Genomic DNA, 23,593 nt, shown 5'->3' with positions numbered 1-23,593 from the left:
GCCGGCGGTTGCCGCGCGATGGCTACTTCAGCCGTTCCAGGTGCCGCGCGATCTGCGCCCGCACCTGCACCGGCGCGGTGCCGCCCAGCACATTGCGCGCCTCCAGCGAGCCGCGCAGCGTGAGCACCTGCTGCACGTCGTCGCCCACGGCGGCGTTCAGCGCCTTCAGCTCGTCCAGCGGCAGCTCGGCCAGGTCGATGCCGCGCTGCAGGCAGGTCTTGACCGCATGGGCCACCACCTCGTGCGCATCGCGGAAGGGCACGCCGCGCTTGGCCAGGTAGTCGGCCAGGTCGGTGGCGGTGGCGTAGCCGCGCAGGGCCGCACGCTCCATCGCCTCGGGCTTGACGACGATGCCCTCCACCATCTCGGCCATGATGCGCAGCGTGTCGCGCACCGTGTCCACGGTGTCGAACAGCGGCTCCTTGTCTTCCTGGTTGTCCTTGTTGTAGGTGAGCGGCTGGCCCTTCATCAGCGTCAGCAGCGCCATCAGGTGGCCGAAGACGCGGCCGCTCTTGCCGCGGGCCAGCTCGGCCACGTCCGGGTTGCGCTTCTGCGGCATGATCGACGAGCCGGTGCAGTAGCGGTCGGCCAGGTCGATGAAGGCGAAGTTCTGGCTCATCCACAGCACCAGTTCTTCCGCCAGGCGCGACACATGCATCATCGTGATGCTGGCGAAGGCGCTGAACTCGATCGCGAAGTCGCGGTCGCTCACCGCATCCAGGCTGTTCTGGCACACGCCGTCGAAGCCCAGCGTGCGCGCCACGCGCTCGCGGTCCAGCGGGTAGCTGGTGCCGGCCAGCGCGGCGGCGCCCAGCGGCAGGCGGTTGACCCGCTTGCGCACGTCGGCCAGGCGCTCGGCGTCACGGGCGAACATCTCCACGTAGGCCAGCATGTGGTGGGCGAAGCTCACCGGCTGGGCCACCTGCATGTGCGTGAAGCCGGGCAGGATGGTCTCGGTGTTCTTCTCGGCCACGCTGACCAGCGCGCGCTGCATCTGCGCCAGCAGCGGCAGCAGCGCATCGATCTCGCCGCGCAGCCACAGCCGCACGTCGGTGGCCACCTGGTCGTTGCGGGAGCGTCCGGTGTGCAGCCGCTTGCCGGCATCGCCCACCAGCTGCGTCAGCCGCGCCTCGATGTTGAGGTGCACGTCCTCCAGGTCCAGCTTCCATTCGAAGGTGCCGGCCTCGATGTCGGCGCGGATCTGGGCCATGCCGCGCTCGATGGCGGCCAGGTCGTCGGTGCCGATCACGCCCTGCGCGGCCAGCATCGCCGCATGGGCCAGGCTGCCGTCGATGTCGGCCTGCCACAGGCGCTTGTCGAAGTCGACACTGGCGGTGTAGCGCTTGACCAGCTCGCTCATCGGCTCGGAGAACAGGGCCGACCAGGCCTGGGATTTTTTGTCGAGTTGGTTCTTGGACATGACGGATGCAGCGCTACGCACACAATGGCGCGGAACCCGCGAGTTTATCGACCCCACCTGCGATGACCTGGCCCGCCGACACCCTGGCTCCTGCCGCTACCGGCCCCCAGCCCGCCCCTGCGGCCGGCCTGGCCGACGACGGCTACCGCCTGTGCCAGCCGGCGCTGGCCTTCCGCGCGCTGGTGGCAGTGCAGGCCGCGGCGCTGGTGGGTGTGCTGTTTGCGGCGGACGGCTGGGCGCAGGCACTGGCCGCGCTGGGCCCGGCCATCCTGGCCGGCATGGGTGGCACGCTGCTGTGGCTGGTGGCGGCCTGCGGCCTGCGCCGTGCGCTGGGCCGGCTCGCGCCGCGCAGCCGGCTGGCCATGCTCACGGCGCTGGGCGCGCTGGCCGGCATCGCGGCCGCCGCGCCGCTGCTGCTGTGGCAGGCGGCCGCGGCCAGTGGCCCGCGGCTGCTGTCGCTGCCGCTGGCCGGCGCGGCACTGGCCCTGCCGCTGGCGCTGTGGATCGAGGCGCGCGCCCGCTCGCTGCGGCCGGCGGATGCCGATGCCCGGCTGGCCGAGCTGCAGTCCCGCATCCGGCCGCATTTCCTGTTCAATGCCCTGAACACCGCGCTGGCCCTGGTGCAGGTGGACCCGGCCAAGGCCGAGCAGGTGCTGGAGGACCTGGCCGAGCTGTTCCGCACCGCCATCGCCGAGCAGCGGGCCTCGGTCACCCTGGCCGAAGAACTCGCGCTGGCCGAGCGCTACCTGGCCATCGAGCAGGTGCGCTTCGGCCCGCGGCTGCGCGTGCTGTGGGAACTGGACGCGGCCGCCGGCCGCGCCCGCGTGCCGCCGCTGCTGCTGCAGCCGCTGGTGGAAAACGCGGTTCACCACGGCGTGGAGCCCGCGGCCGAGGGCGGCGTGGTGCGGGTGCGCACCGAGACCCGCCGCGGCGAGGTCACCATCAGCATCGACAACACCCTGGCGGGCACGGCCGCTGCCGCGCCGGGCCACGGCATCGCCCTGGCCAATGTGCAGGAACGGCTGCGGCTGATGCACGACCTGGGCGCCCGCTTCGATGCCCGCCGGCTGGACGGCTGGTGGCGCGTGCGCATCACCCTGCCCGACGAACCCCTGGTGCGATGAACCGCCCGACCTCACCCGCCCTGCGCCTGCTGATCGTGGACGACGAACCGCTGGCCCGGCTGCGGCTGGCCACGCTGGTGCGCGACTGCGCCGAGCCGCGCTGCGAGGTGGCCGCCGAAGCCGCCAACGGCGCCCAGGCCCTGGCCTGGCTGAAGCTGCATCCATGCGACGCGGTGCTGCTGGACGTGCAGATGCCCGGTGCCAGCGGCATGCAGCTGGCGGCCGAGCTGAAGCAGCTGTCGCGGGTGCCGGCGGTGGTGTTCGTCACCGCGCATGCCGACCATGCGCTGCAGGCCTTCGAGCTGGAAGCGGTGGACTACCTGACCAAGCCGGTGCGGCGCGAGCGGCTGCAGGCCGCGCTGCAGCGCGTGGCCCAGCGGCTGGCGCGCTACCAGGCGCTGCCGCCCGAGGTGCCGGCCCTGGTGGTGACCGAACGCGGCCGCGTGTGGCGGGTGCCGCTGGCCGAGGTGCTGTATCTCAAGGCCGAGCTGAAGTACGTGACGCTGCGCACCGCGCAGCGCAGCTACGTGCTGGACGAATCGCTCACCGAGCTGGCGCCCAGGCTGGGCGAGCGCTTCCTGCGCATCCACCGCAATGCGCTGGTGGCGCGGGATGCGGTGCGGGCGCTGGAGCGCCGCGCCACGCCGGAGCCCGGCGCGCAGCCGGAGGACGCCGGGGAGCCCGGGGAAGGCTGGGCCGCCCAGGTGGCGCCCACCGGCGAGTGGCTGGCCGTCTCGCGCCGGCAGCTGGCTGCGGTGCGAGAGGCCATCGAGGCGGCGCGCTGGTAGCGCGGCGCCCCGGGGTCGATCAGCGAGCCTGCTTGGCGCGCTTGCGGGCGACGGCGCCCACGGCCAGCAGGCCGCCGAACATCAGCGCGTAGGTGCTGGGTTCCGGCACCGGCGAGACGGCCAGGCCGAGCAGCGGCGGGGCGATGGCGGTGTTGCCGCCGATGCCGAAGGCGCCCACCATGGTGCTGGCGCCGGTGGACAGGTTGATGCTGTACAGGCCGCTCTTGCCGGTGTCGGCATCGGTGAAGGCCGCATAGGCCATGTTGCCGGCGCCGATGTCGAAGCCCGACACGCCGTTCACGTCCATACCCAGCGAGCCCACGGTGGTGATGGTGGGATTGTTGAAGGCGGTGGTGGCCACCTTCAGCGTGTCGCTGGCGGTGTCGACGTAGTACAGCGACGTGGCGGTGCTGGCGTCGGTGTCGTTGTTGGAATAGGCGACCGACGACAGGCCGGCCGAGATCGGCGTGGCCACGGTGGTGGCGCCGGTGTTCACGTTGAAGGCGTAGTTCTGGCCGCTGCTGCTGACCACGCGAAGCGAGGCGGCGCCCGACAGGTCGGCCGCGGGGTTGAAGTCCAGGCCGACGGCGGAGCCGTTCAGCGGGGCCGACAGCGTGCCGACGAAGCTGGCGGCGCCGCTCATCGACAGGCTGTACACGTTGGACGCGCTGCTGATGCCGTACAGCATGCCGGTCGTCGGGCGCAGGTCGATCGACAGGATGCGCTCGTTGGCGGCCTGCAGGCCGGTGATGTTCATCAGCGACGAGCCGGCCGTGGGCGTGGCGCTGTCGAAGGTGACCAGTGCGTTCGTCGTCGTCAGGCCGATGACCGGCAGCGCCATGGCGGGAGCGGCGGCAGCGCCGGCCAGCACACAGGCGGCAGCGGCGATGCGGCGAACGGAAAAGATCGGGGACATGGGGTGGACTCCTGGCGGGTTGTAGTGCGCGAGACCGCCGGATTGCGGCCTGCGCGCAGCTGCATACGCAGCAACCACCCCGCCTGGATGCACCCCGCACCCCGCATCAGGGGGCCGCAGGGAACTTTCCGCCGCCGGCCGTGGCCAGGGCCGCGAGCGCGTACTGCAAGGCCAGCGAATAGCCCATCGTGCCCAGCCCCACGATGGTGCCTACCGCCACGTCCGACAGATAGGAGTGGTGGCGGAACGGCTCGCGCTTGTGCACGTTGCTGATGTGCACCTCGATGAACGGGATGGCCACGCCGGACAGCGCATCGCGGATGGCCACGCTGGTGTGGGTGAAGGCGCCGGGGTTGATGACGATGTAGCCGGTGCCGTCGGTGCGCGCGGCATGGATGGCATCGACGATCGCGCCTTCGTGGTTGCTCTGGAAAGCGGCCAGCTCGGCGCCGGCGGCCTGCGCCTGTGCTTTGGCGGCGGCTTCCACGTCGGCCAGCGTGGTGGCGCCGTAGATCTGCGGCTCGCGGGTGCCGAGCAGGTTCAGGTTGGGGCCGTTGATGAGCAGGATCTTCATGGTGCGGTGCGGGGCTTGAGCTGCATGCGGTTGGGCAGCGGAGTCGAGCGGCGCAGTATGTCCTCGCCCAGCCACACCGCCGCCCGGCGGGCGCGCTCGGCCACCACCGGCAGCGGCAGCTGCTGGTAGTCGTCGTTGAACACCTCGAAGCTGTAGTCGCCGCGGTAGCCCATACGGTCGAGCTGGCGCACCAGGCCCACCAGCCGCTCGTTGTGCACGCCCTCGCCGGGAAACACGCGGAAGGTCCGGGCGGTGGCCATGCGTTCCTCGGGCGTGCGCACCTCGTTCCACATGAAGTCGGACAGCTGCACCAGGAAGATCTTCCGGGCATCCACCGCGGCCAGGCCGTCCAGCGGCGTCTGCGTGGCGAAGATGTGGTACGAATCGATGCCGATGCCCAGGTTGGGCAGGTCGGCCCGGCGCACCACGTCCCAGGCCTGGGTGAACTCGTTGATGTGGCGGCCCCAGCTCAGCCCTTCGTAGGCCACGTTGATGCGGTGCGGCAGCGCCAGCAGCGCCAGCTTGCGCAGGTCGCGGGCGATCACGTCGGGATCGGCGCTGGCATGCTGGCTGGTGCTGGAGCAGGCCAGCAGCACCCGGCAGCCGAGCGCGGCGCACATCGCCAGCATGCTCTTGGCGATGTCCACCTTGTACTCGTGCAGGTGGCCCGAGAGGCCTTCGAAATCCCGCAGCACCTGGAAGCCGGTGACCCGCAGGCCGCTGGCCTTGACGGCCCGCACCGCAGCGTCGACGCCCTCGGGATGGCCGACGAGGTCGCGCGCCATCAGCATCACCTGGCCGAAGCCGGCCGCCTTCATGGCCGCCAGCTTGGCCTCCAGCGGGCCGGCCATGGTGATGGTGTCCATGCCGAAGTCGGCGATGTTCACGGCGGCGGCGCTCATCGATGCACCAGCTCGAACATCGTGCTGCCGTCGAACCAGGTCTGCGTCAGCGCGCCGCGCTGGCCGGTGTGCAGGCTGGGCGTCTCGACGAAACCGACGCCGCGCCCGCGCAGCGCCGCCACCGCGGCCAGCACGTCGGGCGCCCCGAAGGCCACGCGCTGCAGCGCCTCGTCGCCATCGGCCGCGCCAGCCTCCGGCTCCACCAGCTGCAGGTAGAACGTGCCGCAAGGACTGGCCAGCACCCGGCCGCTGGGCAGGATGCCGAAGCGCTGGTCGTCGGCCAGCAGCGTGAAGCCGAACAGCGCGCTGTAGAAGGCGCACCAGTCGTCCAGCCGGTCGCGGCCGATGTACTGCACCACGCCAAACCACTGCAGCCCGGCCAGCGCCTGCGGCTGCCGGTCCACGCCGGGGATGGGAATGAAGTCGACGTCGTAGATGGAGAACTCGCGGTGGCGGTCGACGAAGTACAGCCGGCTGCTGCCCACGCCGTGGATGGCCGGGATGTTCAGCTCCATCGGCTCCACCTGCACCGGCACCTCCCAGGCGCCGCGCTCGATCACGCGGCGGCGCGCCGCGGCCGCATCGCGCACCCGCAGCGCGATGGCGCTGATCTGCGGCGCCTCGGGCGGCAGCTCGCCTGCCTTGCCGCCATGCGCATTCACCACGATGTTCATGCCGCCCTGGCGGTACAGCAGCACCTCGCGCGAGCGGTGGCGCGCCACCGGCTGGAAGCCCATCTGCTCCAGCACATGGCCCAGCGCCTGCGGCCGGCTGGTGGCGTACTCCACGAACTCGATGCCCTCCAGCCCCAGCGGGTTGCTGGCATCGGCCTGCACTTCTCTCTCGGCCATCACGGTCATCTCGGCATGCTCCTTCAGGCGTCGGCGCGCTGCGCCAGCAGGTGGCGGAAATGGGCATCCACCCGCTGCGCATCGGGCTCCAGCCCGGTGAACAGCCGGAAGGCACCCAGCGCCTGGCCCACCGCCATGCCACCGCCGTCCACGGTGGCGCAGCCGCGGGCCCGCGCGGCCTTCAGCAGCGCGGTGTCCAGCGGGAAATACACCACGTCGGCCACCCACAGGCCGGGGTGCAGCAGGTCCTCGGGCAGCGGCAGGCCGGGCAGCTTGTCCATGCCGGTGGGGGTGGCGTGGATCAGGCCCGTCGCGCCCTGGATGGCCGCGGCCACCTCGGCCTGCGCGCTGGCGCGGCCGGCGCCATGCGCCTGCTGCAGCGCCTGCACCAGCGCCTCGGCCCGCTGCGGCTCCCGGTCGTTGACCACCAGGTGCTGCACGCCCATGCGCAGGGCCGCATGGGCGATGGCGGCGCCCGCCCCGCCCGCGCCCAGCAGCAGCACGCGCGACAGGTCCGCGCCCGGCAGGCGGCGGCGGAAGGCCTCCACCCAGCCGGAGCCATCGGTGTTGTGGCCCACCAGCCGCCCGCCGCGGCACACCACGGTGTTCACCGCCCCCATGGTGCGCGCCTCGTCGGAGAGTTCGTCCAGCAGCGGGATCACCGCCTGCTTGCATGGGTAGGTGATGTTCAGCCCGTCGAAGCCCATGATGCGGGCGGCCTCGATCAGCGTGGGCAGCGCCTCGGCGCCCACGCCGGCGCGGTCCAGGTCGATCAGCTGGTAGTGCAGCCGCAGGCCCTGGCACTGCGCCTCCTGCTCATGCATGGCGGGCGTGAGCGAGCGCTGGATGCCCGCGCCGATCAGGCCCACCAGGGCCTTGCGGGGAATGTCGACGGAACTCATGGCGGGCGGCAGGCTGGCAGCTTGTCTATACGGGTTACTTGCGCACCTTGGCGATCTCGGCGTACAGCGCCTTGACGGTGGCCTCACCAACGTTGGCGGTCTGCTTGTCGATCACCGGCTGCACCTTCTCGCGGATGCGCTGCAGCTCGGCCGGCGCGATCTCGTTGACCTGCATGCCGGACTTCTTCAGCTCGGCCAGCGCGGTGTCGGCGGCGCTGCGCGAAGCCTGGCGCTGGAAGGTGGTGGCCTCGGCCGCGGCCTCGGTGAACAGCTTCTTCTCGTCGGCCGACAGGCTGTCCCACAGCTTCCTGCTGACGATCAGCGCCTGCGGGTTGTAGATGTGGCGCGTGGCCGAGAGGTACTTCTGCACCTCGTTGAACTTGCTGCTCAGGATCACCGTGTTCGGGTTCTCCTGGCCGTCCACCGCCTTCTGTTCCAGCGCCGGGTACAGCTCCGGGAAGGGCATCGGCGTGGCATTCGCGCCCAGCGTGTTGAACAGGTCGATGTAGATCGGGCTCTGGATCACGCGCAGCTTCAGGCCGGCGAAGTCTTCCAGCCGGGCGATCGGCCGCTTGCTGTTGGTGACGTTGCGGAAGCCCAGGTCCCAGTAGCCCAGGCCGATGATGTTCTTCTCGGCCAGCTTGGCCAGCAGGCCCTTGCCGAACTCGCCGTCGGTCACGGCGTCGGCTTCCTGGGCGTTGTTGAACAGGAAGGGGAAGTCGAACACCGCGAAGTCCTTCACCTGCGCGGTCAGGATGCCGGCGTTGAGCACCGTCATCTCCACCGTGCCGCCCTGCAGCGCCGAGACGGTCTGCAGGTCGCCGCCCAGCGTGCCGCCCGGGAACAGCTTGACCGTGATCTTCTTGTTCGACTTGGCCGCCACCAGCTCGGCGAACTTGGCGGCGCCCTGCGCCTGCGGATGGCCGGTCTGGTTCTGGAACGCGAACTTGACGGTGCGCTCCTTGATGTCCTGCGCCAGGGCGGCGCCCAGCGGCAGCAGCGCGGCCAGGCCGATGCAGATCGAGCGGGCGAAGGTCTTCATGGTCTTGTCTCCTTGGGTCGGACGGAAAACGGCGGGGCGCGCGGCTCAGCCTGCGAACCACCGCGCAGGCACGGTGACGATGGAAGGGAAGAACACCAGCAGGAACATCACCGCGAACTGCGCCGTCATAAACGGCAGCACGCCGCGCGTGACCTCGTCCATCTTCATCTTGCCCACGCCGGCCACCACGTTGAGCACCGTGCCCACCGGCGGGGTGATGAGGCCGATGGCGTTGTTCATGATGAACAGCACGCCGAAGTACACCGGGTCGATGCCCGCGGCCTTGACCACCGGCATCAGCACCGGGGTCATGATCAGGATGGTGGGGGTCATGTCCATCGCGGTGCCCACTGCGATGACCAGCAGCATGATCATCAGCAGCAGCACCGTCGGGTTGTCCATGAAGGGCTCGAGCAGGCCGATCATCTTGCTGGGGATGTCGGCCACGGTGATGAGCCAGGCCGAGACCATGGCCGCGGCCACCAGGAACATGATCACCGCGGTGGTCTTGGCGGCGGACACGAACACCTCGCAGGTCTGGCGGAAGGTCATCTCCCGGTACACCAGCGTGCTGACGGCCAACGCGTAGACGGCAGCGACCACCGCGGCCTCGGTGGGCGTGAACACGCCCATCTTCAGGCCCACCAGCACGATGACCGGCAGGAACATCGCCCAGGCCGACTCGCGCAGCGCCTTCAGCTTCTCGGCCCGCGTGGCCTTGGGCGGCGGCTCCACCGCCTCGCGCTTGGCCACCCACCACCAGGTGATGGCGATGGCCACGCCCATCAGCAGCCCCGGCACGATGCCGGCCAGGAACAGCTTGCTGATCGACACGTTGGCCGCCACGCCGAAGATGACGAAGCCGATGGACGGCGGGATCACCGGCGCGATGATGCCGGCCGAGGCGATGAGGCCGCCGGCGCGGGCCTTGTCGTGGCCGGCGCGCACCATCATCGGCAGCAGCAGTGCGGCCAGCGCCGCGGTGTCGGCCACCGCCGAGCCCGACAGCGCCGCCATCAGGCAGGCCGCCACGATGGCCACGAAGCCCAGGCCGCCGCGGCGGTGGCCCACCAGCGTGAGGGCCAGCGTCACGATGCGGCGCGACAGGCCGCCCACGTTCATGATCTCGCCGGCCAGCATGAAGAAGGGCACCGCCAGCAGCGGGAAGCTGTCGGCGCCGTTGATCACGTTCTGCGCCAGGATCTGTGCATCGAACAGGTCCAGGTGCCACATCAGCGCCACGCCGGACAGCAGCAGCGAATAGGCGATGGGAATGCCGATGGCCATGGCGGCCAGCAGCGAGCCGAGGAAGACGAACACCGTCATTTCACACCCCGCACGGTGTCTTCGGATTCCTGCACCATCACCAGCTCGTCGTCGCCAGCCCGGCCGCTGGCGCTGCGCGCCAGCTCACGCAGCAGCAGCACGCCGCTGCACACCGCGAACACCACGCCCGCCCCGTAGAAGATGCCCATCGAGAGCCCGCTGGTGGGCGCGGTCACGTCGGCATTGATGCGCGCCTGCTGCAGGCTGCCCGAGAACAGCAGCCAGGTGACGAACAGCATCAGCACCAGGCCCACCACCGCGCACAGGCGCTTGCCCAGCCGCGGCAGCCGGGCCACCACCATGTCGGTGCCCAGGTGGCCGTGCTCCTTGAGCGCGACGATGGCGCCCAGGAAAGTCATCCACACGAAGAGCCAGCGAGACAGCTCCTCCGACACGGTGATGCCGGAGTTGAAGCCGTAGCGCAGCACCACGTTGCCGAACACCAGCACCACCATGACCGCCAGGGCCAGGCCGATGAGGGCGTCGATGAGTTGGCAGAACCGGTCGATCCAGGCGTCCATGCGGGTGTCTCCATCAGCGGCGCCGATGCAGTGCCGTACGCCTGCCGTGAATGTACGAACTAGTTAGTTTTCAAACACCCGGGATTACCCGGTGCCCGAGACGCGCGGCCGGCCGCAGCGGCCGGCGCGTTCAACGCCGCACGAAGCGCACGATCATCTCGACGATGGATTCGCGCCGCGTCGCGGTGGCGGCGGGATCGTCGAAGTCGATCTTGAAGATCAGGCCGAAGGTGTGGCGGTTGGCCACGTTGAAGAAGCACGGCGCTGCGATGGCCATGTGCAGCGACACCGGATCGACGCCGGCGCGGAAGACGCCCTCGCGCACGCCGCGCTCGTAGATCTCGCGCACCGAGTCGATGGCCGGCACGTTCAGCCGCTGGATGGTCTTGCTCTGCGCCAGGTACTCGCCGCGGTGCATGTTCTCGTTCATCACCAGGCGGATGAAGTCGGGATTGGCGGCCTGGTAGTCGAAGGTGAAGGCCACCAGCGTGCGCAGCGCGGCCTCGGGCGCCATGTCCTCCAGGTGCAGCTCCGCCTCGATGCTGCGGATGCGGCTGTAGGCCGCCTCCAGCACGGCCAGGTACAGGCCTTCCTTGCTGCCGAAGTAGTAATAGATCATGCGCTTGCTGGTGCGCATGGCCTCGGCGATCACATCGATGCGCGCCCCCGCCAGCCCCTTCTCCGAGAACTCGTGCGTGGCCACCTCGATGATGTCGGCCATCGTGCGGTCGGGGTCGTTGGTGCGGGTGGCCCGGCGCTCGGAATGTACCGTTTCGTTCATTTTGCAAGCGTAGCAGGTGAGGTCCCTGCGACGCCAGCACCGCGTGGGACGCTCAGGCCGCCAGCGCGGCCGGCGGCAGGCCCTGGCGGTCGCGCTCGGCCATGCGTTCGTACAGCGACTCCAGGTCGCGTGCGAAACGGGCGCCGTCGAACAGCACGAAGCCCTGGCGGCCTTCGCTCAAGTGGCGGCGCATGGCCTGCAGCCGGGCCGGGTCGCGCATCAGGGCGACGGCGGTGTCCTCGTACTGCTGCACGCTGGTGCAGGCCAGTTCGGGCAGGCCCACGCTGTGCAGCAGGCTGCCGGCCACGCGGGAGGCGAAGCCCTCGCCCATCAGCGTGAGCACCGGCACGCCCATCCACAGCGCATCGCTGGCGGTGGTGTGCGCGCTGCAGGGCCAGTTGTCCAGCATGAAGTCCACCACCGGCAGGCGCGCCAGGTGGTGCTCGATGCCCACCCGCGGCGCGAAGCGGATGCGCTGCGGGTCCAGCCCGCGGGCGGCGGCCTCCCGCTCGATGTTGCGGATGGCCTGCTGGTTGTCCGCCAGCAGCCACAGGATGCTGCCCGGCACCGCCTGCAGGATGCGCACCCAGGCGTCGAAGGTCTCGGGCAGCAGCTTGAAGCTCTGGTTGAAGTTGCCGAGCACGATGCCTTCGCGCGGCAGGCCCCACTGCACCCGCTCGTGCGGGGCCGGGTGCGGGCGCTGGCTGTCGTTGGGCTGGTAGCAGCCCGGCATCTGCGCGATGTGCTCGGCATAGTGCGGCGCATGTTCCAGCGGCGTCACATGGCGGTCGCCGATGAAATAGTCGATGTAGCTGGCGCCCGAGGTGCCGGGAAAGCCGAGGAAGGAGACCTGGATCGGCGCCGGCCGGTAGGCGAACACGCCCAGGCGGTTCTCGTAGGTCTGGCCCTTCAGGTCCACCAGCACGTCGATCTCGTCCTGGTGGATGCGGCGGGCCATCTCGGCCAGCGTCATCTCGCGCATGTCCACGAAGCGCTCGCAGGCAGCGCGCACCCGGTGCTGGGTGGCACTGCCGTCGTTGCGGCCGTGGGAATACAGCGTCACATGGAAGCGCGAGCGGTCGCGGGCCTCCAGCGCCTCCACCAGCAGCAGCGAGGTGGCATGGCTGTGGAAGTCGGCCGACACGTAGCCGATGCGCAGCGGCCGGCTGCCGGCGGCGGCCACGCGGCGGCGCGGCAGCGGCGTGGCGCCCAGGGCGCAGCGCTCGGCCACCTGTCGGGTGGCCTTGAGCATCAGCGCGGGCGGGATGTCCAGCGCGGCCAACGCCCAGGCGGCACCTTCGCCGCGGGTGCTGGCGGGGTCGATCTCCATGGCTTCCAGCGCGCTGCGCATGCTGGCCATGTCGGCCTCCAGCTGTCCCCAGGCGCAGGCGAACTGCCGCAGGTGGATCACCATCACCTGCGCGGCGAAGCGGTCGGGCTGCAGCGTCACGGCGGTGAGGAAGCTCTCGGCGGCCTCCTCGAACATCTTCATTTCCTTGAGCGACAGGCCCAGCTTCATGTGGATGGCCGGGTCCTGCACGCACAGCACCATCGCTTCCAGGTAGATGGGCACCGCATCGGCATGGCGGCCCATCTCGGCCAGCGTGGTGGCATGGTTGCTGACGAACTGGTAGTGCTCGCGGGCCTTGCCCTGGCCGTGCTGCTCGAACAGCGCCAGCGCTTCCTTCCAGCGCGACTGCTTCATCAGGCCGGAGGTGAGCAGATGCACCGCCTGCAGGTTGTCGGGCTCGATGGCCTGGGCCTGGCGCGCGGCTTCCACGAGGCCGTCGTAGTCACCCAGCTGCAGCCGGGCGCTGCCCAGCGCCAGCCACTGGTCCAGCCCGAAGCGCGGGTGCTTGACCATGGAGGCCAGCATCGATTCAGCCTCCTGCCAGGTGCGCGCGGTGCCGCGTACGGGTTCGGCGGCGGGCGGCTTGCGGAGATGGCGGGTCAGCATGAAAAGGCACCTGTGAAAAGCGGGTGCCGGGAATCTAGGCGCCTGGCAAATCCGCAATACCACGAACAGCCCCGCGCTTGCAGGTCATTTACACATGTTTGTGGCAACAGGGCTCAAGTCGGGAGAAACGGCTTCCGATAAGGCTTCCATCAACGCTGCACAACGGTGTTGAAGCCCCGGAAGACCCTCCCGGGCCGGCTAGAAGGAACAGCCGATCGGGAGGGTGTGGCGGGCACCGCCTGGCCTTCGGCCGCTGTCCAGCAAAGGGTTGTTGGATATCGGCAGGCAGCCGGCACGGCTGATGGAGGTCTCCTCCGCCAGACGAGGCAAATCCGGCGCCCGCGCCGGGATCTCATCATCATTAGGAGTGTGTCCCCATGGCCATGACCATCAATACCAACGTCGCCTCGATGACGGCTCAGCGCAACCTGAACGCATCGCAAGGCAGCCTTGCCACCTCGATGCAGCGCCTGTCCTCGGGTGTCCGGGTGAATTCCGCCAAGGACGATGCCGCCGGCCTGGCCATCGCCGAACGCATGAGCGCCCAGACCCGCGGCCTGAGCGTCGCCGCCCGCAATGCCAACGACGGCATCTCCCTGGCACAGACCGCTGAAGGCGCGCTGGGCAAGGTGGGCGACATGCTGCAGCGCATGCGTGAACTGGCCGTGCAGTCGGCCAACGCCACCAACAGCAGCACCGACCGCAAGGCGCTGCAGGCCGAAGTGGTGCAGCTGCGCGATGAAATCGACCGCGTCGCCAAGAACACCAGCTTCAACGGCAAGAAGCTGCTGGACGGCTCGTTCGCCGCCGGCTCCTTCCAGGTGGGTGCCAATTCGGGTGAAGTGATCACCATCGCCGCGATGACCGACGCCTCGGCCGACGGCCTGTCGAAGGTGGTGTACGGCGCCACCAGCCAGACCGGCATCTCGGCCGGCTCCATCACCACGCTGACCGAAGTCACCGGCGGCACGATGGCCGTGACCGTGAGCGGCGTGAACTACTCGATCGGCGACCTGTCGACCGCCCGCACCGGCGAAGAGCGCCTGGGCCAGGTGGTGGAAGCGATCAACCGCCTGACCTCGGACACCGGCGTCACCGCCTTCCTGGAGAAGGAAGCCGGCGGCACCTTCGCGGTCAAGCTGCGCTCGGAGCAGACGCTGTCGGACGGCTCGGCCGTGTCGGTGGCCCTGACCGGCTTCACCACCACGGGCACCGGCCTGACCACCGGCACCATCACCTCGGGCGCCGGCACCTCGGCCGCCGGCATCGACGAGCTGTCCATCGAGACCGCCGAAGACGCCTGGCTGGCGATGAAGCAGATCGACGACGCGCTGGTGCAGGTCAACAGCACCCGTGCCTCGCTGGGTGCGGTGCAGAGCCGGTTCGAGAACGCCGTGTCCAACATCCAGACGCAGGCGGAGAACACCTCGGCTGCCCGCGGCCGCATCGTGGACGCCGACTTCGCCTCGGAAACCGCCAACCTGTCGAAGGCGCAGATCCTGCAGCAGGCCGGCACCGCGATGGTCGCCCAGGCCAACCAGCTGCCGCAGCAGGTGCTGCAGCTCCTGGGCTGATCCAAAGCCCGCAGGCGGCCGCCGCGCCGCCTCGCCACGCCCCCACAGCGCCCCGCCGGCCTCGCCGCGCGGGGCGCTGCTCATTTGGAAACTGAACCCCGTTTGCAGCGCTCTTCGTCCGTTTGTCACACCGGCCGCGGTTGAACAATGGGCACGTCCCACGGGGAATCGCGGCAGTCAAGCCGGCATCCCATCCCTGGGCCTACTTGGAGAGCCTGATGCCGCAGACCATCAACACCAACATCGCGTCGCTGAACGCACAGCGAAACCTCAACGCTTCGCAAAGCAGCCTCATGACCTCGATGCAACGGCTGTCGTCGGGCATCCGGGTCAACAGCGCCAAGGACGATGCCGCCGGACTGGCCATCGCCGAGCGCATGAACACGCAGGTGCGGGGCCTCAACGTGGCCGCCCGCAATGCGAACGACGGCATCTCGCTGGCGCAGACCGCGGAAGGCGCGCTGGGCAAGATCGGCGACATGCTGCAACGCATGCGTGAGCTGGCGGTGCAGTCGTCCAACGCCACCAACAGCACGAAGGACCGCACCGCGCTGCAGGCCGAGGTGTCGCAGCTGCGCGATGAAATCGACCGCGTGGCCAAGCAGACCGGCTTCAACGGCACCAAGCTGCTGGACGGCAGCTTCTCCGCCGCCACCTTCCAGGTGGGCGCCAATTCGGGCGAGGTCATCACCGTGGCCGCGCTGACCAATGCGTCGGCCACCGGCCTGTCGAAGGTGGTGTATGGCGAAACCAGCCAGGTGGGCGTGTCCGCCGGCGGCATCACCACGCTGTCGGCCGTGACCGACGGCTCGCTGGCCATCACCGTCAGCGGCGTGAACTTCTCGCTCAACGACCTGGCCGTCGCCCGCACCGGCGAGGAACGCCTGGGCCAGGTGGTGGAAGCCATCAACCGCCTGACGGCCGACACCGGCCTGACCGCATTCCTGAAGCAATCGTCCGCCGGCATCTTCGACGTGGAGCTGCGCTCGGACAAGCTGGACACCGCGGGCAGCGCGGTGGCCATCAGCCTGACCGGCTTCAGCGCCGCCACCACCGGCATCTCCGGCGGCAGCATCACCGCCGGTGCCGGCACCTCGTCGGCCGGCATCGACGACCTGACCATCGAGACGCCGGAAGACGCCTGGCTGGCGATGAAGCAGATCGACGACGCGCTGGTGCAGATCAACGGCGCGCGCGCCACGCTGGGCGCGGTGCAGAGCCGCTTCGAGAGCGCCGTGTCCAACATCCAGACGCAGTCGGAGAACACCTCCGCCGCCCGCGGCCGCATCATGGACGCGGACTTCGCGGCCGAGACGGCCAACCTGTCGAAGTCGCAGATCCTGCAGCAGGCCGGCACCGCGATGGTGGCCCAGGCCAACCAGCTGCCGCAGCAGGTGATGCAGCTGCTGCAAGGCTGACGCCCTGTCACATCCCCGGCTTCAAGTCCGCGCGGGGATGACCGAAGAGCAGAAGGCCGGCCAAGGCGCCGGCCCTGTGCCCTTGCGGGCACGCATTTGACAAGGGAACGGCATCATGGCGGTCACCTCCATCGGCATCGGCAGCGGGCTGGAAGTCGAAGAAATCATCAGCGGGCTGATGAAGATCGAGAAGAAGCCGCTGGAGCTTCTGGAGACGCGCGCCGAAGGCATCGACGCGAAGATCTCGGCCTTCGGCTCGCTCACCTCCAAGATGGAGGCCTTCCGCAGCGCCTCGGTGGCGCTGGCCGGCCTGGGCACCTGGAACGCGATGTCCGGCAGCTCCACCAGCGCCAGCACCGTGGGCGTGACCACCACCACCGGCGCCAGCGCCGGCAACTATGCGGTGGCGGTGCAGAAGCTGGCCACTGCGCAGTCGGTGAGCAGCAAGTCCTTCGCGGCCGCCACCTCCTTCGTGGGCGGCGGCACCATGAAGATCGAGCTGGGCAGCTGGAACACCGGCAACACCAGCTTCAGCCCCACCGCCGGCGCCAAGTCGCTGAGCGTGGAAGTGACCGGCGCCGACACCCTGACCACGCTGCGCGACAAGATCAATGCGCTGGGCAGCGGCGTCAATGCCTCCATCCTGAACGACGCCAGCGGCGCGCGGCTGGTGATCAATTCGCGCGAGACCGGCGAGCCCAACGGCTTTCGCATCACCACCACCGACAACGACGGCAGCGACACCGATGCCAACGGCCTGTCGGCGCTGGCCTTCGATCCGCCCAACGCGCCCACCTCCACCACGCTGCGCCAGAGCGGCGCCAATGCCGAGGCCACCATCAACGGCCTGCCCGTCACCTCGGCCAGCAACACGCTGGCCAACGTGGTGGAAGGCGTGAGCCTGACCCTGGGCGCGGTGACCAGCGCGCCGGTGAGCATCAGCGTGAGCGCCGATGCCGAGCGCATCAAGAAGGCGGTAACCGACTTCACCACCGCCTACAACGAGCTGAGCAAGCTGCTGTCCACGGAGACGCGCTACGACGACGCCACCAAGACCGCCGGCAACCTGCAGGGCGACAGCACGGCGGTGACGCTGCAGCGCCAGCTGCGCAACCTGGTGGGCGGCTCCTCGCCGGCCTCCTCGGTCTACCAGACGCTGTCGTCGGTGGGCATCTCGCTGCAGTCCGACGGCACGCTGGCAGTGGACGACACCCAGTTCAGCAAGGCCCTGGCCGCCAACCTGCCGGAGGTGCGCAAGCTGTTCACCACCACCGACCTGGCCAACAACAGCCGCAGCGGCATCGCCACGCAGCTGCGCAAGTTCAGCGACTCGGTGCTCAGCATCGAAGGCGCATTGACCAGCCGCACCGAAGGCCTGAACAAGAGCCTGGCCCGCAACCAGAGCGAGCAGGACAAGGCCGAGGCGCGCCTGGAAGACACCGAGCGCCGGCTGCGGGCGCAGTACAGCGCGCTGGACACCAAGATGGCCAGCCTGACCTCGCTGAACAACTACATCACGCAGCAGATCGCGGCCTGGAACAAGGACGCCTGAAGCCCTTGCAAGGTGCGAAGAGCAGGTGATTTCCGCCCCGGCCACGGTTCAAGTCACCGCTTTGCAACGCCGATAACAGGGCATCGCAGCAGCCAACGTCCAAGCCATCATGTACGCACCGCACGCCGCTTCGCCCTTCGGCCACTCGCATTCCGTCGCCAACATGTACCGCAAGGTGGGCGTGAACACGAGCGTCGAGGTGGCCGATCCGCATCGCCTCGTGGCCATGCTGTTCGACGGTTTCATGGACGCCGTGGACCAGGCCCGCGGTGCCATGCAGGGCGGCGACATCGAGCGCAAGGGGCGCGAGATCAGCCGCGCCGCCCGCATCGTGGACGAAGGCCTGAAAGGCTCGCTCAACCTGGAAGCCGGCGGTGCGCTGGCCTCCGACCTCAACGACCTCTACGCCTACGTCACGCTGCGGCTGACGCAGGCGAACCTGCGCAACGATGAACAGGCGCTCGAAGAATGCCGCCGCCTGATCGAACCTCTGCGTGACGCCTGGGCGTCGATCGCACCGCAGGCTTCCAACGCGGCCACGTCTGGACGATGACTCCCAATTTCTGCGATCGGCCGTACGCCGGAATGACCATGAATGACAAGCTGCTCGCCTACTACGAAGCCATCGAGCGCGCCAGCGCCGACATGCTCGAGGCTGCGCGGGCGGGCAACTGGGACCAGGTGCTCAAGCTCGAAGGCGCCTGCGTGCTGCTGATCTCGCAGCTCAAGCATGCGGCCCGCAGCGAGAAGCTGCCGCCCGAATCGATGCAGCTCAAGACCCGCATCATGCAGCGCATCCTGGTCAACGACGCCGAGATCCGCGTGCTGGCCGAGCCGTGGATCGAGGACCTGGACAACCTGATGTCCGGACAGTCGCAGACCCTGCACTGAGCCCGCCAGCCGCGCCACCGCCATGTCCGAGATCACCCAGCCCGCACCGCTCGATGCCCTGTCCGGCGACGAGCGCGACAACTTCCGCGTCGGCTCGCCCGAGGAAGTGGCCGCCCTGCTGCGCGAGCTGCTGGACGAAGGCGCCACCGTGCACCTGAGCGCGCCCGATGGCAGCGCCTACACCACCACCGTGTGGACGGTGGATGCGGCGCAGCGCAAGATCAGCTTCAGCGCCGATGCCACCGACCCGCAGCTGCAGGCCCTGGTGGATGCCGGCGAGGCCACGGTGGTGGGCTACCTGGACAACGTCAAGCTGCAGTTCGACCTGCAGCAGCTGCTGCTGGTGCACGGTCACCGCGCCAGCGCGCTGCAGGCGCAGATCCCGGCGGAGCTGTTCCGCTTCCAGCGCCGCAGCAGCTTCCGCGTGCGGCCGGTGGCCCGCAACACGCCGGCCGCCTACCTGCGCCACCCCAGCCTGCCGGACATGCAGCTGTCGCTGCGGGTGCTGGACGTCAGCCTCACCGGCTGCGCCATCTTCCTGCCCGACGACGTGCCGCCACTGCCCCCGGGCGTGCGGCTGCAGGGCGCGCGCATCGAGCTGGATGCCCACACGCGTTTCGAGGCCACGCTGCAGCTACACCACGTCACTTCGCTGAATCCGCAGAGCGGCGGGCTGCGCCTGGGCTGCTCGATCACCGGGCTGGACGGCGAGGCGCAGCGCGCGCTGCAGCGCTACATCGACCAGACCCAGAAGCGCCGCCGCCTGCTGGCGCTGGACTGACGGCCATGCCCACGGCCCTGCGCCGCCTGCGGCAGGACGGCCTCACGCTCATCGAGCTGCTGGTGGTGGCCGCGATCGTGGCGGTGTTCATGGCCGTGGGCCTGCCCTCCTACACCGACTTCAGCGCCCGCCAGCGCCTGGCCGGCGCCACCGAGCAGCTGGCGCTGGAGCTGCAGCAGGCCCGCTTCGATGCGGTGCTGGCCGGCCGCGCGATGTACGTCAACGTGCAGGGCGGTCCCCAATGGTGCTACGCGGTCAGCCATGAGCCCGGCTGCGACTGCCGCGCCGCCGCCTCGCCGGCGCCGGCCTGCGCGCTGCGCCGCATCGATGGCAGCGCCCATGTGCAGGTGCAGCTCACCGGCAGCCACGAGGCGGTGTTCGATGGCCGCCTGGGCCGCGCCGAGCCCGGCCTGGTGGCCGAACTGGCCCTGGGCAGCCGCAGCGCCGAGGTGCGGCTGGCGCCCTCGGGCCGCGCCCGCGCCTGCGGCCAGGGCGCCGAACTGCCCGGCCTGCCGCGCTGCTGAGGCGCGCTTCATGCAAGGCTGGGGAGCTCGCCCAGCGGCGACAATGTCGCCGCCGTGCTACAACCCCCCCTTCCCTTAGCCGCACCTGCCCTTCCGGGGCCCCTTGCCATGCCTGCGCTGCAGATCTATTACGTCGAGGACAACGACGAGTTGCGCGAAACGATCGGGCTGCTGCTCGAAGCCGACGACCGTGTCGTCGAATCGTTCGCCACCGCGGAAGAGGCGCTGGCCGCCTTCGAGCGCCAGCCCTGCGACGTCGTCATCACCGACGTGAGCCTGCCCACCATGTCGGGCGTGGACCTGGCCCGCGCGGTGCTGGCCAAGGCGCCGGGCACCTGGGTGGTGCTGTCCTCCGGCTATGCGCTCACGCGCGGGCTGGAGACGCTGGGCGACACCGTGCGCTCGCTGCCCAAGCCCTTCGAGGTGGAAGAGATGGATTCGCTGCTGGCCGAGATCGCCGCGGCGGTCGCGGCCGGCAAGCCGGCCGCCTGACCTGCCTCAGGGCTTGGCCACCGTCACCCACTGCCATTCCAGCCAGTTGTCGGCGCGGTGCACCACGTTCACGTTGGGCCTCGCGGCCCACGGGATGAACTGCCGGTGCAGCGGAATGTGGCGCACCTGCTCGTTGTGGCGCAGGATGGTCTGCTTGATCAGCGCCTTGCGCTTGGCCGGGTCCTGCTCCTTGCTGGAAGCGGCCGCCAGCGCGTCCAGCTCGTCGTCGACGTAGTTGCCGCGGTTGTACTCGCCCACACCCTTGGCGCCGCGGTTGCGGTAGATGGGGGTGAAGGTGGTCTCGGCATCGGTGATGGCGCCGCCCCAGCCGAACAGGTACATCGAGGTATCGAGCTTCTCCACCTTGTTGAAGAACAGCGACTTGGTCTGCGCGTTCACCCGCACCTTCACGCCGATGCGGGCCCACTGCGAGGCCAGCGTCACGGCGATGCGCTCGTCGTTCACGTAGCGGTCGTTCGGCGTGTCGAAGGTGATCTCGAAGCCGTCGGGATAGCCGGCCTCGGCCATCAGCTTCTTCGCCAGCTCCACGTCGTAGGGCAGGCGGCGCTCGATCTCGGGATCGTTGAAGGTGGCCAGCGGTGAAGGCACCAGCGCGCCGGTGGGCGCGGCCTGGCCGTTCATCAGCTTGGTCTTGATCGTCTCGATGTCGATGGCGTGGTACAGCGCCTTGCGCACCCGCACGTCCTTCAGCGGGTTCTTGCCCTTGACGCTGCTGTAGAGCAGCTCGTCGCGCCCCTGGTCCATGCCGATGAAGATGACGCGGCTCTCCGGCCCGTCGACGATCTTCACGCCCGGCGTGCGGCGCAGGCGCTCCACGTCGGTGGGGGGCGGGTCGAGCACGAAGTCCAGCTCGCCGGAGATCAGCGCCGCGGTGCGGGTGGCGCCGCTGGCGATGGGCGTGAACACCACCTCCTGCACGTTGCCCTCGATGCGGCCCCAGTAGTTCGGGTTGCGCTTGTAGGCCGTCTTCACGCCTGGCGCGCGGCTCACCAGCATGAAGGGGCCGGTGCCGTTCATGTTGCGGGCGGCGAAGGCCTCTTCCTTGGCGGCGAAGTTCTGCGTGACGGTGGCGTTGTTCTGCTCCGCCCAACCCTTGCTCATGATGTAGATGGTGTTGAGCTTCTGCAGGAAGATGGGCTCGAACTGCGGCGTGGTGAACTCCACCGTCAGGTCGTCGATCTTGCGCACCGTGCCCATGGCATTGGCATACACCGCGATCTGCGAGGTGGGCTGCTTGGCGCGCTCCACCGAGAACACCACGTCGTCGGCGGTGAAGGGCCGGCCGTCATGGAACTTGACGCCCGGCCGCAGCTTGAAGATCCATTTCAGCGGGCCGTCCTGGCGCCATTCGGTGGCCAGCTGCGGCACGATGTTGAGCTGCTTGTCGCGCGCCACCAGGAACTCATACACCTGCCCGTTGATGGCGTTGGTCAGCGACTCGTTCTGCGCATAGGGGTCCAGCGTCAGCGGATCGCCGGCAGAGGACCATCGCAGCGTCTGCGCCTGCAGCTGCAGGGGCAGCAGCATCGCCAGTGCAAGGCCGGCGGCTGCCGCGAGGGCCGCGGGCGTGCGCCCGCGGCCAGTACGCGAGAGGATTGGCATCATCGTGTAGCTCCTGTGGGTTGTGAGCGAGGGGCAGTCTAGGGCGGCTGCATCCTCGGCCCGCGAGGAACTTCATGCGTTGGCTGCAGACCCCGAACGTGCTACCGCTTGGGCTGCGGTGAACTGCGCAGCCGGCCGTACTGCTTGCAAAGTTCGTGCAATGCCTGGCCGTGCTCCGGCCGCACCTGGCTCCATTCGAAGCGCCAGGCCCAGGCGCCGTCGCCCACGCCGGGCACGTTCATGCGGGCCTCGGCACCCAGGCCCAGCACGTCCTGCATCGGGAAGATGGCGGTGTCGGCCACCGAGGCGGCGGCGGTGCGCAGCATGGCCGGCAGGATGTGGGCGCTGTCGGTGGCCAGGTAGCTGCGGGCATGGTGGCGCTCGGCCTCGCCGGCCTCGTGCCACCAGCCCAGCGTGGTGTTGTTGTCGTGGGTGCCGGTGTACACCACGCTGTCGGGCGTGTGGTTGTGCGGCAGGTAGGTGTTGTCGCTGCCGCCGCCGAAGGCGAACTGCAGGATCAGCATGCCCGGGAACTTGAAGCGCTGGCGCAGTTCCACCACGTCCGGCGTGATGACGCCCAGGTCCTCGGCCACGATGGGCAGCGGCCCCAGCGCGGCGGCCACCGCATCGAACAGCGCGGCGCCCGGGCCCGGCTTCCACTGGCCATTGATGGCGGTGGGCTCGTCGGCCGGGATCTCCCAGTAGCCGGCGAAGCCGCGGAAATGGTCGATGCGCACCAGGTCGGTCATCTCGAAGATGCGGCGGATGCGCTCGGTCCACCAGGCATAGCCCTCGGCCGCATGCGCGCTCCAGCGGTACAGCGGGTTGCCCCAGCGCTGGCCGGTCTCGCTGAAGAAATCCGGCGGCACGCCGGCCACCGCGGTGGGGCGGCCGCCGTCGTCCAGCTCGAACAGCTCCTGCCGCGCCCACACCTCGGCGCTCTGGTGGGCGATGAAGATGGGCGCGTCGCCCATGATCTGCACGCCGCGCTGGTTGGCATAGGCCCGCAGCGCCTTCCACTGGCGGAAGAAGCTCCACTGGCAGAACTCGTAGAAGCCGATGCGCTCGGCATGCTGCAAGCGGGCTTGCTCCAGCGCAGCGGGCTCGCGGCGGCGCAGCGGCGCGGGCCAGTCGGTCCAGTCGATGAAGCCGTGGTGCTCCCACAGCGTCATGAACAGCGAATAGTCGGCCAGCCAGCTGGCATGGCTGGCCCGGAACTGCTGGTACGCCGCGGCATGGGCGCCGGGCGCGGCCGCGAAGTGGCGCGCCGCACGGGCCAGCCGCGCCATGCGGTAGGGCACCAGCGCCTCGAAGTCGATGCGGCGGGCGTCGAACACCGCCTCCGGCGCCAGGTCGGCCTCGGTCAGCCAGCCGTGCTGGCGCAGCTCGTCCAGGTCGATCAGCAGCAGGTTGCCGGCGAAGGCGCTGCTGCTCATGTAGGGCGAGTTGCCGGGACCGATGCCGCCCAGCGGCAGGATCTGCCACAGCGACTGGCCGGCACCGTGCAGCCAGTCGACGAAGTGGCGGGCGGCGGGGCCCAGGTCGCCGCTGCCATGCGGGCCGGGCAGCGAGGTGGGGTGGAGCAGGACGCCGGAAAGTCGGGGAAGGCGCATCGTGGGCAGCTTGAGCGGGGT

Annotated in this window: 23 protein-coding genes; 10 read left to right on the top strand and 13 right to left on the bottom strand. The window is 69.6% G+C overall.

What is annotated here, in order from left to right; genetic code table 11:
* Positions 1-22: 22 nt before the first annotated feature.
* On the bottom strand, positions 23-1,420 hold the full coding sequence (gene argH, locus VO99_RS21940; RefSeq protein ID WP_046115067.1) for an argininosuccinate lyase: 1,398 nt from the start codon (positions 1,418-1,420) through the stop codon (positions 23-25).
* Positions 1,421-1,482: 62 nt separating this feature from the next.
* On the opposite strand from argH, the gene VO99_RS21935 reads away from it, so the two are divergent.
* Both VO99_RS21935 and VO99_RS21930 read left to right on the top strand, forming a co-directional pair.
* Entirely contained in the window at positions 1,483-2,544 is a 1,062-nt protein-coding gene (locus VO99_RS21935; RefSeq protein ID WP_046115066.1) for a sensor histidine kinase, read from the top strand.
* Positions 2,541-3,332 carry a LytR/AlgR family response regulator transcription factor gene (locus VO99_RS21930; RefSeq protein WP_046115065.1) on the top strand — a complete coding sequence of 264 codons (792 nt, stop codon included), beginning with the start codon at positions 2,541-2,543 and terminating at the stop codon, positions 3,330-3,332. The genes VO99_RS21935 and VO99_RS21930 overlap by 4 nt, the downstream gene beginning before the upstream one ends.
* A gap of 19 nt (positions 3,333-3,351) precedes the next feature.
* Here the strand turns inward: VO99_RS21930 and VO99_RS21925 are convergent, their stop codons facing one another.
* From VO99_RS21925 to VO99_RS21880, 10 genes are all read right to left on the bottom strand, one after another.
* Complete coding sequence (locus VO99_RS21925; RefSeq protein WP_046115064.1) at positions 3,352-4,248, bottom strand: DUF4394 domain-containing protein; 897 nt, start codon at positions 4,246-4,248, stop codon at positions 3,352-3,354.
* 106 nt (positions 4,249-4,354) lie between these two features.
* On the bottom strand, positions 4,355-4,822 hold the full coding sequence (gene aroQ / locus VO99_RS21920; protein WP_046115063.1) for a type II 3-dehydroquinate dehydratase: 468 nt from the start codon (positions 4,820-4,822) through the stop codon (positions 4,355-4,357).
* Positions 4,819-5,724: a sugar phosphate isomerase/epimerase family protein gene (locus VO99_RS21915; RefSeq protein ID WP_046115062.1), complete on the bottom strand. Its 906-nt coding sequence runs from the start codon at positions 5,722-5,724 to the stop codon at positions 4,819-4,821. Before VO99_RS21915 ends, aroQ begins: the two co-directional genes overlap by 4 nt.
* Positions 5,721-6,575: a VOC family protein gene (locus VO99_RS21910; RefSeq protein WP_232315466.1), complete on the bottom strand. Its 855-nt coding sequence runs from the start codon at positions 6,573-6,575 to the stop codon at positions 5,721-5,723. Before VO99_RS21910 ends, VO99_RS21915 begins: the two co-directional genes overlap by 4 nt.
* A 23-nt stretch (positions 6,576-6,598) precedes the next feature.
* Positions 6,599-7,477, bottom strand: coding sequence for a shikimate dehydrogenase (locus tag VO99_RS21905; protein WP_046115060.1), 879 nt, complete (start codon positions 7,475-7,477; stop codon positions 6,599-6,601).
* A 34-nt stretch (positions 7,478-7,511) separates the two neighbouring features.
* Complete coding sequence (locus tag VO99_RS21900) at positions 7,512-8,519, bottom strand: TRAP transporter substrate-binding protein (protein WP_046115059.1); 1,008 nt, start codon at positions 8,517-8,519, stop codon at positions 7,512-7,514.
* Between the two features lie 45 nt (positions 8,520-8,564).
* Positions 8,565-9,845, bottom strand: coding sequence for a TRAP transporter large permease subunit (locus VO99_RS21895; RefSeq protein WP_046115058.1), 1,281 nt, complete (start codon positions 9,843-9,845; stop codon positions 8,565-8,567).
* The gene (locus VO99_RS21890; protein WP_046115057.1) at positions 9,842-10,366 is read right to left on the bottom strand and encodes a TRAP transporter small permease; all 525 of its coding nucleotides are present in this window, start codon (positions 10,364-10,366) and stop codon (positions 9,842-9,844) included. Before VO99_RS21890 ends, VO99_RS21895 begins: the two co-directional genes overlap by 4 nt.
* Positions 10,367-10,496: 130 nt before the next feature.
* Positions 10,497-11,147, bottom strand: coding sequence for a TetR/AcrR family transcriptional regulator (locus VO99_RS21885; protein WP_046115056.1), 651 nt, complete (start codon positions 11,145-11,147; stop codon positions 10,497-10,499).
* Positions 11,148-11,199: 52 nt separating this feature from the next.
* Positions 11,200-13,104 (bottom strand): O-linked N-acetylglucosamine transferase, SPINDLY family protein, encoded by a 1,905-nt coding sequence (locus VO99_RS21880; RefSeq protein ID WP_052736545.1) that lies wholly within the window; start codon positions 13,102-13,104, stop codon positions 11,200-11,202.
* A gap of 377 nt (positions 13,105-13,481) precedes the next feature.
* Here VO99_RS21880 and VO99_RS21875 point away from each other — a divergent pair, with 377 nt between their 5' ends.
* The 8 genes from VO99_RS21875 (at position 13,482) to VO99_RS21840 (ending at position 20,336) form a co-directional block, all read left to right on the top strand.
* Entirely contained in the window at positions 13,482-14,678 is a 1,197-nt protein-coding gene (locus VO99_RS21875; RefSeq protein WP_046115055.1) for a flagellin N-terminal helical domain-containing protein, read from the top strand.
* A gap of 218 nt (positions 14,679-14,896) precedes the next feature.
* The gene (locus VO99_RS21870) at positions 14,897-16,096 is read left to right on the top strand and encodes a flagellin (RefSeq protein WP_046115054.1); all 1,200 of its coding nucleotides are present in this window, start codon (positions 14,897-14,899) and stop codon (positions 16,094-16,096) included.
* A 115-nt stretch (positions 16,097-16,211) separates the two neighbouring features.
* Entirely contained in the window at positions 16,212-17,648 is a 1,437-nt protein-coding gene (gene fliD, locus VO99_RS21865; protein ID WP_046115053.1) for a flagellar filament capping protein FliD, read from the top strand.
* A 109-nt stretch (positions 17,649-17,757) separates the two neighbouring features.
* Complete coding sequence (fliS, locus tag VO99_RS21860; RefSeq protein ID WP_046115052.1) at positions 17,758-18,201, top strand: flagellar export chaperone FliS; 444 nt, start codon at positions 17,758-17,760, stop codon at positions 18,199-18,201.
* A 38-nt stretch (positions 18,202-18,239) separates the two neighbouring features.
* Positions 18,240-18,539, top strand: a complete 300-nt coding sequence (locus tag VO99_RS21855) for a flagellar protein FliT (protein WP_046115099.1) — start codon at positions 18,240-18,242, stop codon at positions 18,537-18,539.
* Between the two features lie 22 nt (positions 18,540-18,561).
* Positions 18,562-19,320 (top strand): flagellar brake protein, encoded by a 759-nt coding sequence (locus VO99_RS21850; RefSeq protein WP_046115051.1) that lies wholly within the window; start codon positions 18,562-18,564, stop codon positions 19,318-19,320.
* 5 nt (positions 19,321-19,325) lie between these two features.
* Positions 19,326-19,844, top strand: a complete 519-nt coding sequence (locus tag VO99_RS21845) for a GspH/FimT family pseudopilin (RefSeq protein ID WP_046115050.1) — start codon at positions 19,326-19,328, stop codon at positions 19,842-19,844.
* Between the two features lie 108 nt (positions 19,845-19,952).
* Positions 19,953-20,336 (top strand): response regulator, encoded by a 384-nt coding sequence (locus VO99_RS21840; protein WP_310733668.1) that lies wholly within the window; start codon positions 19,953-19,955, stop codon positions 20,334-20,336.
* A 6-nt stretch (positions 20,337-20,342) separates the two neighbouring features.
* On the opposite strand, the gene VO99_RS21835 is transcribed toward VO99_RS21840, so the two are convergent.
* Positions 20,343-21,962, bottom strand: a complete 1,620-nt coding sequence (locus tag VO99_RS21835) for an ABC transporter substrate-binding protein (RefSeq protein WP_310733667.1) — start codon at positions 21,960-21,962, stop codon at positions 20,343-20,345.
* A 98-nt stretch (positions 21,963-22,060) separates the two neighbouring features.
* Positions 22,061-23,572, bottom strand: coding sequence for a 4-alpha-glucanotransferase (gene malQ / locus VO99_RS21830; protein WP_046115049.1), 1,512 nt, complete (start codon positions 23,570-23,572; stop codon positions 22,061-22,063).
* Between the last annotated feature and the right edge of the window lie 21 nt (positions 23,573-23,593).

The sequence above is a fragment of the Aquincola tertiaricarbonis genome, from assembly GCF_000969605.1.
Taxonomy (GTDB): domain Bacteria; phylum Pseudomonadota; class Gammaproteobacteria; order Burkholderiales; family Burkholderiaceae_C; genus Aquincola; species Aquincola tertiaricarbonis.
The sequence above is the reverse complement of the archived record's forward strand: the minus strand, read 5'-3'. Positions and strand labels throughout refer to the sequence as shown.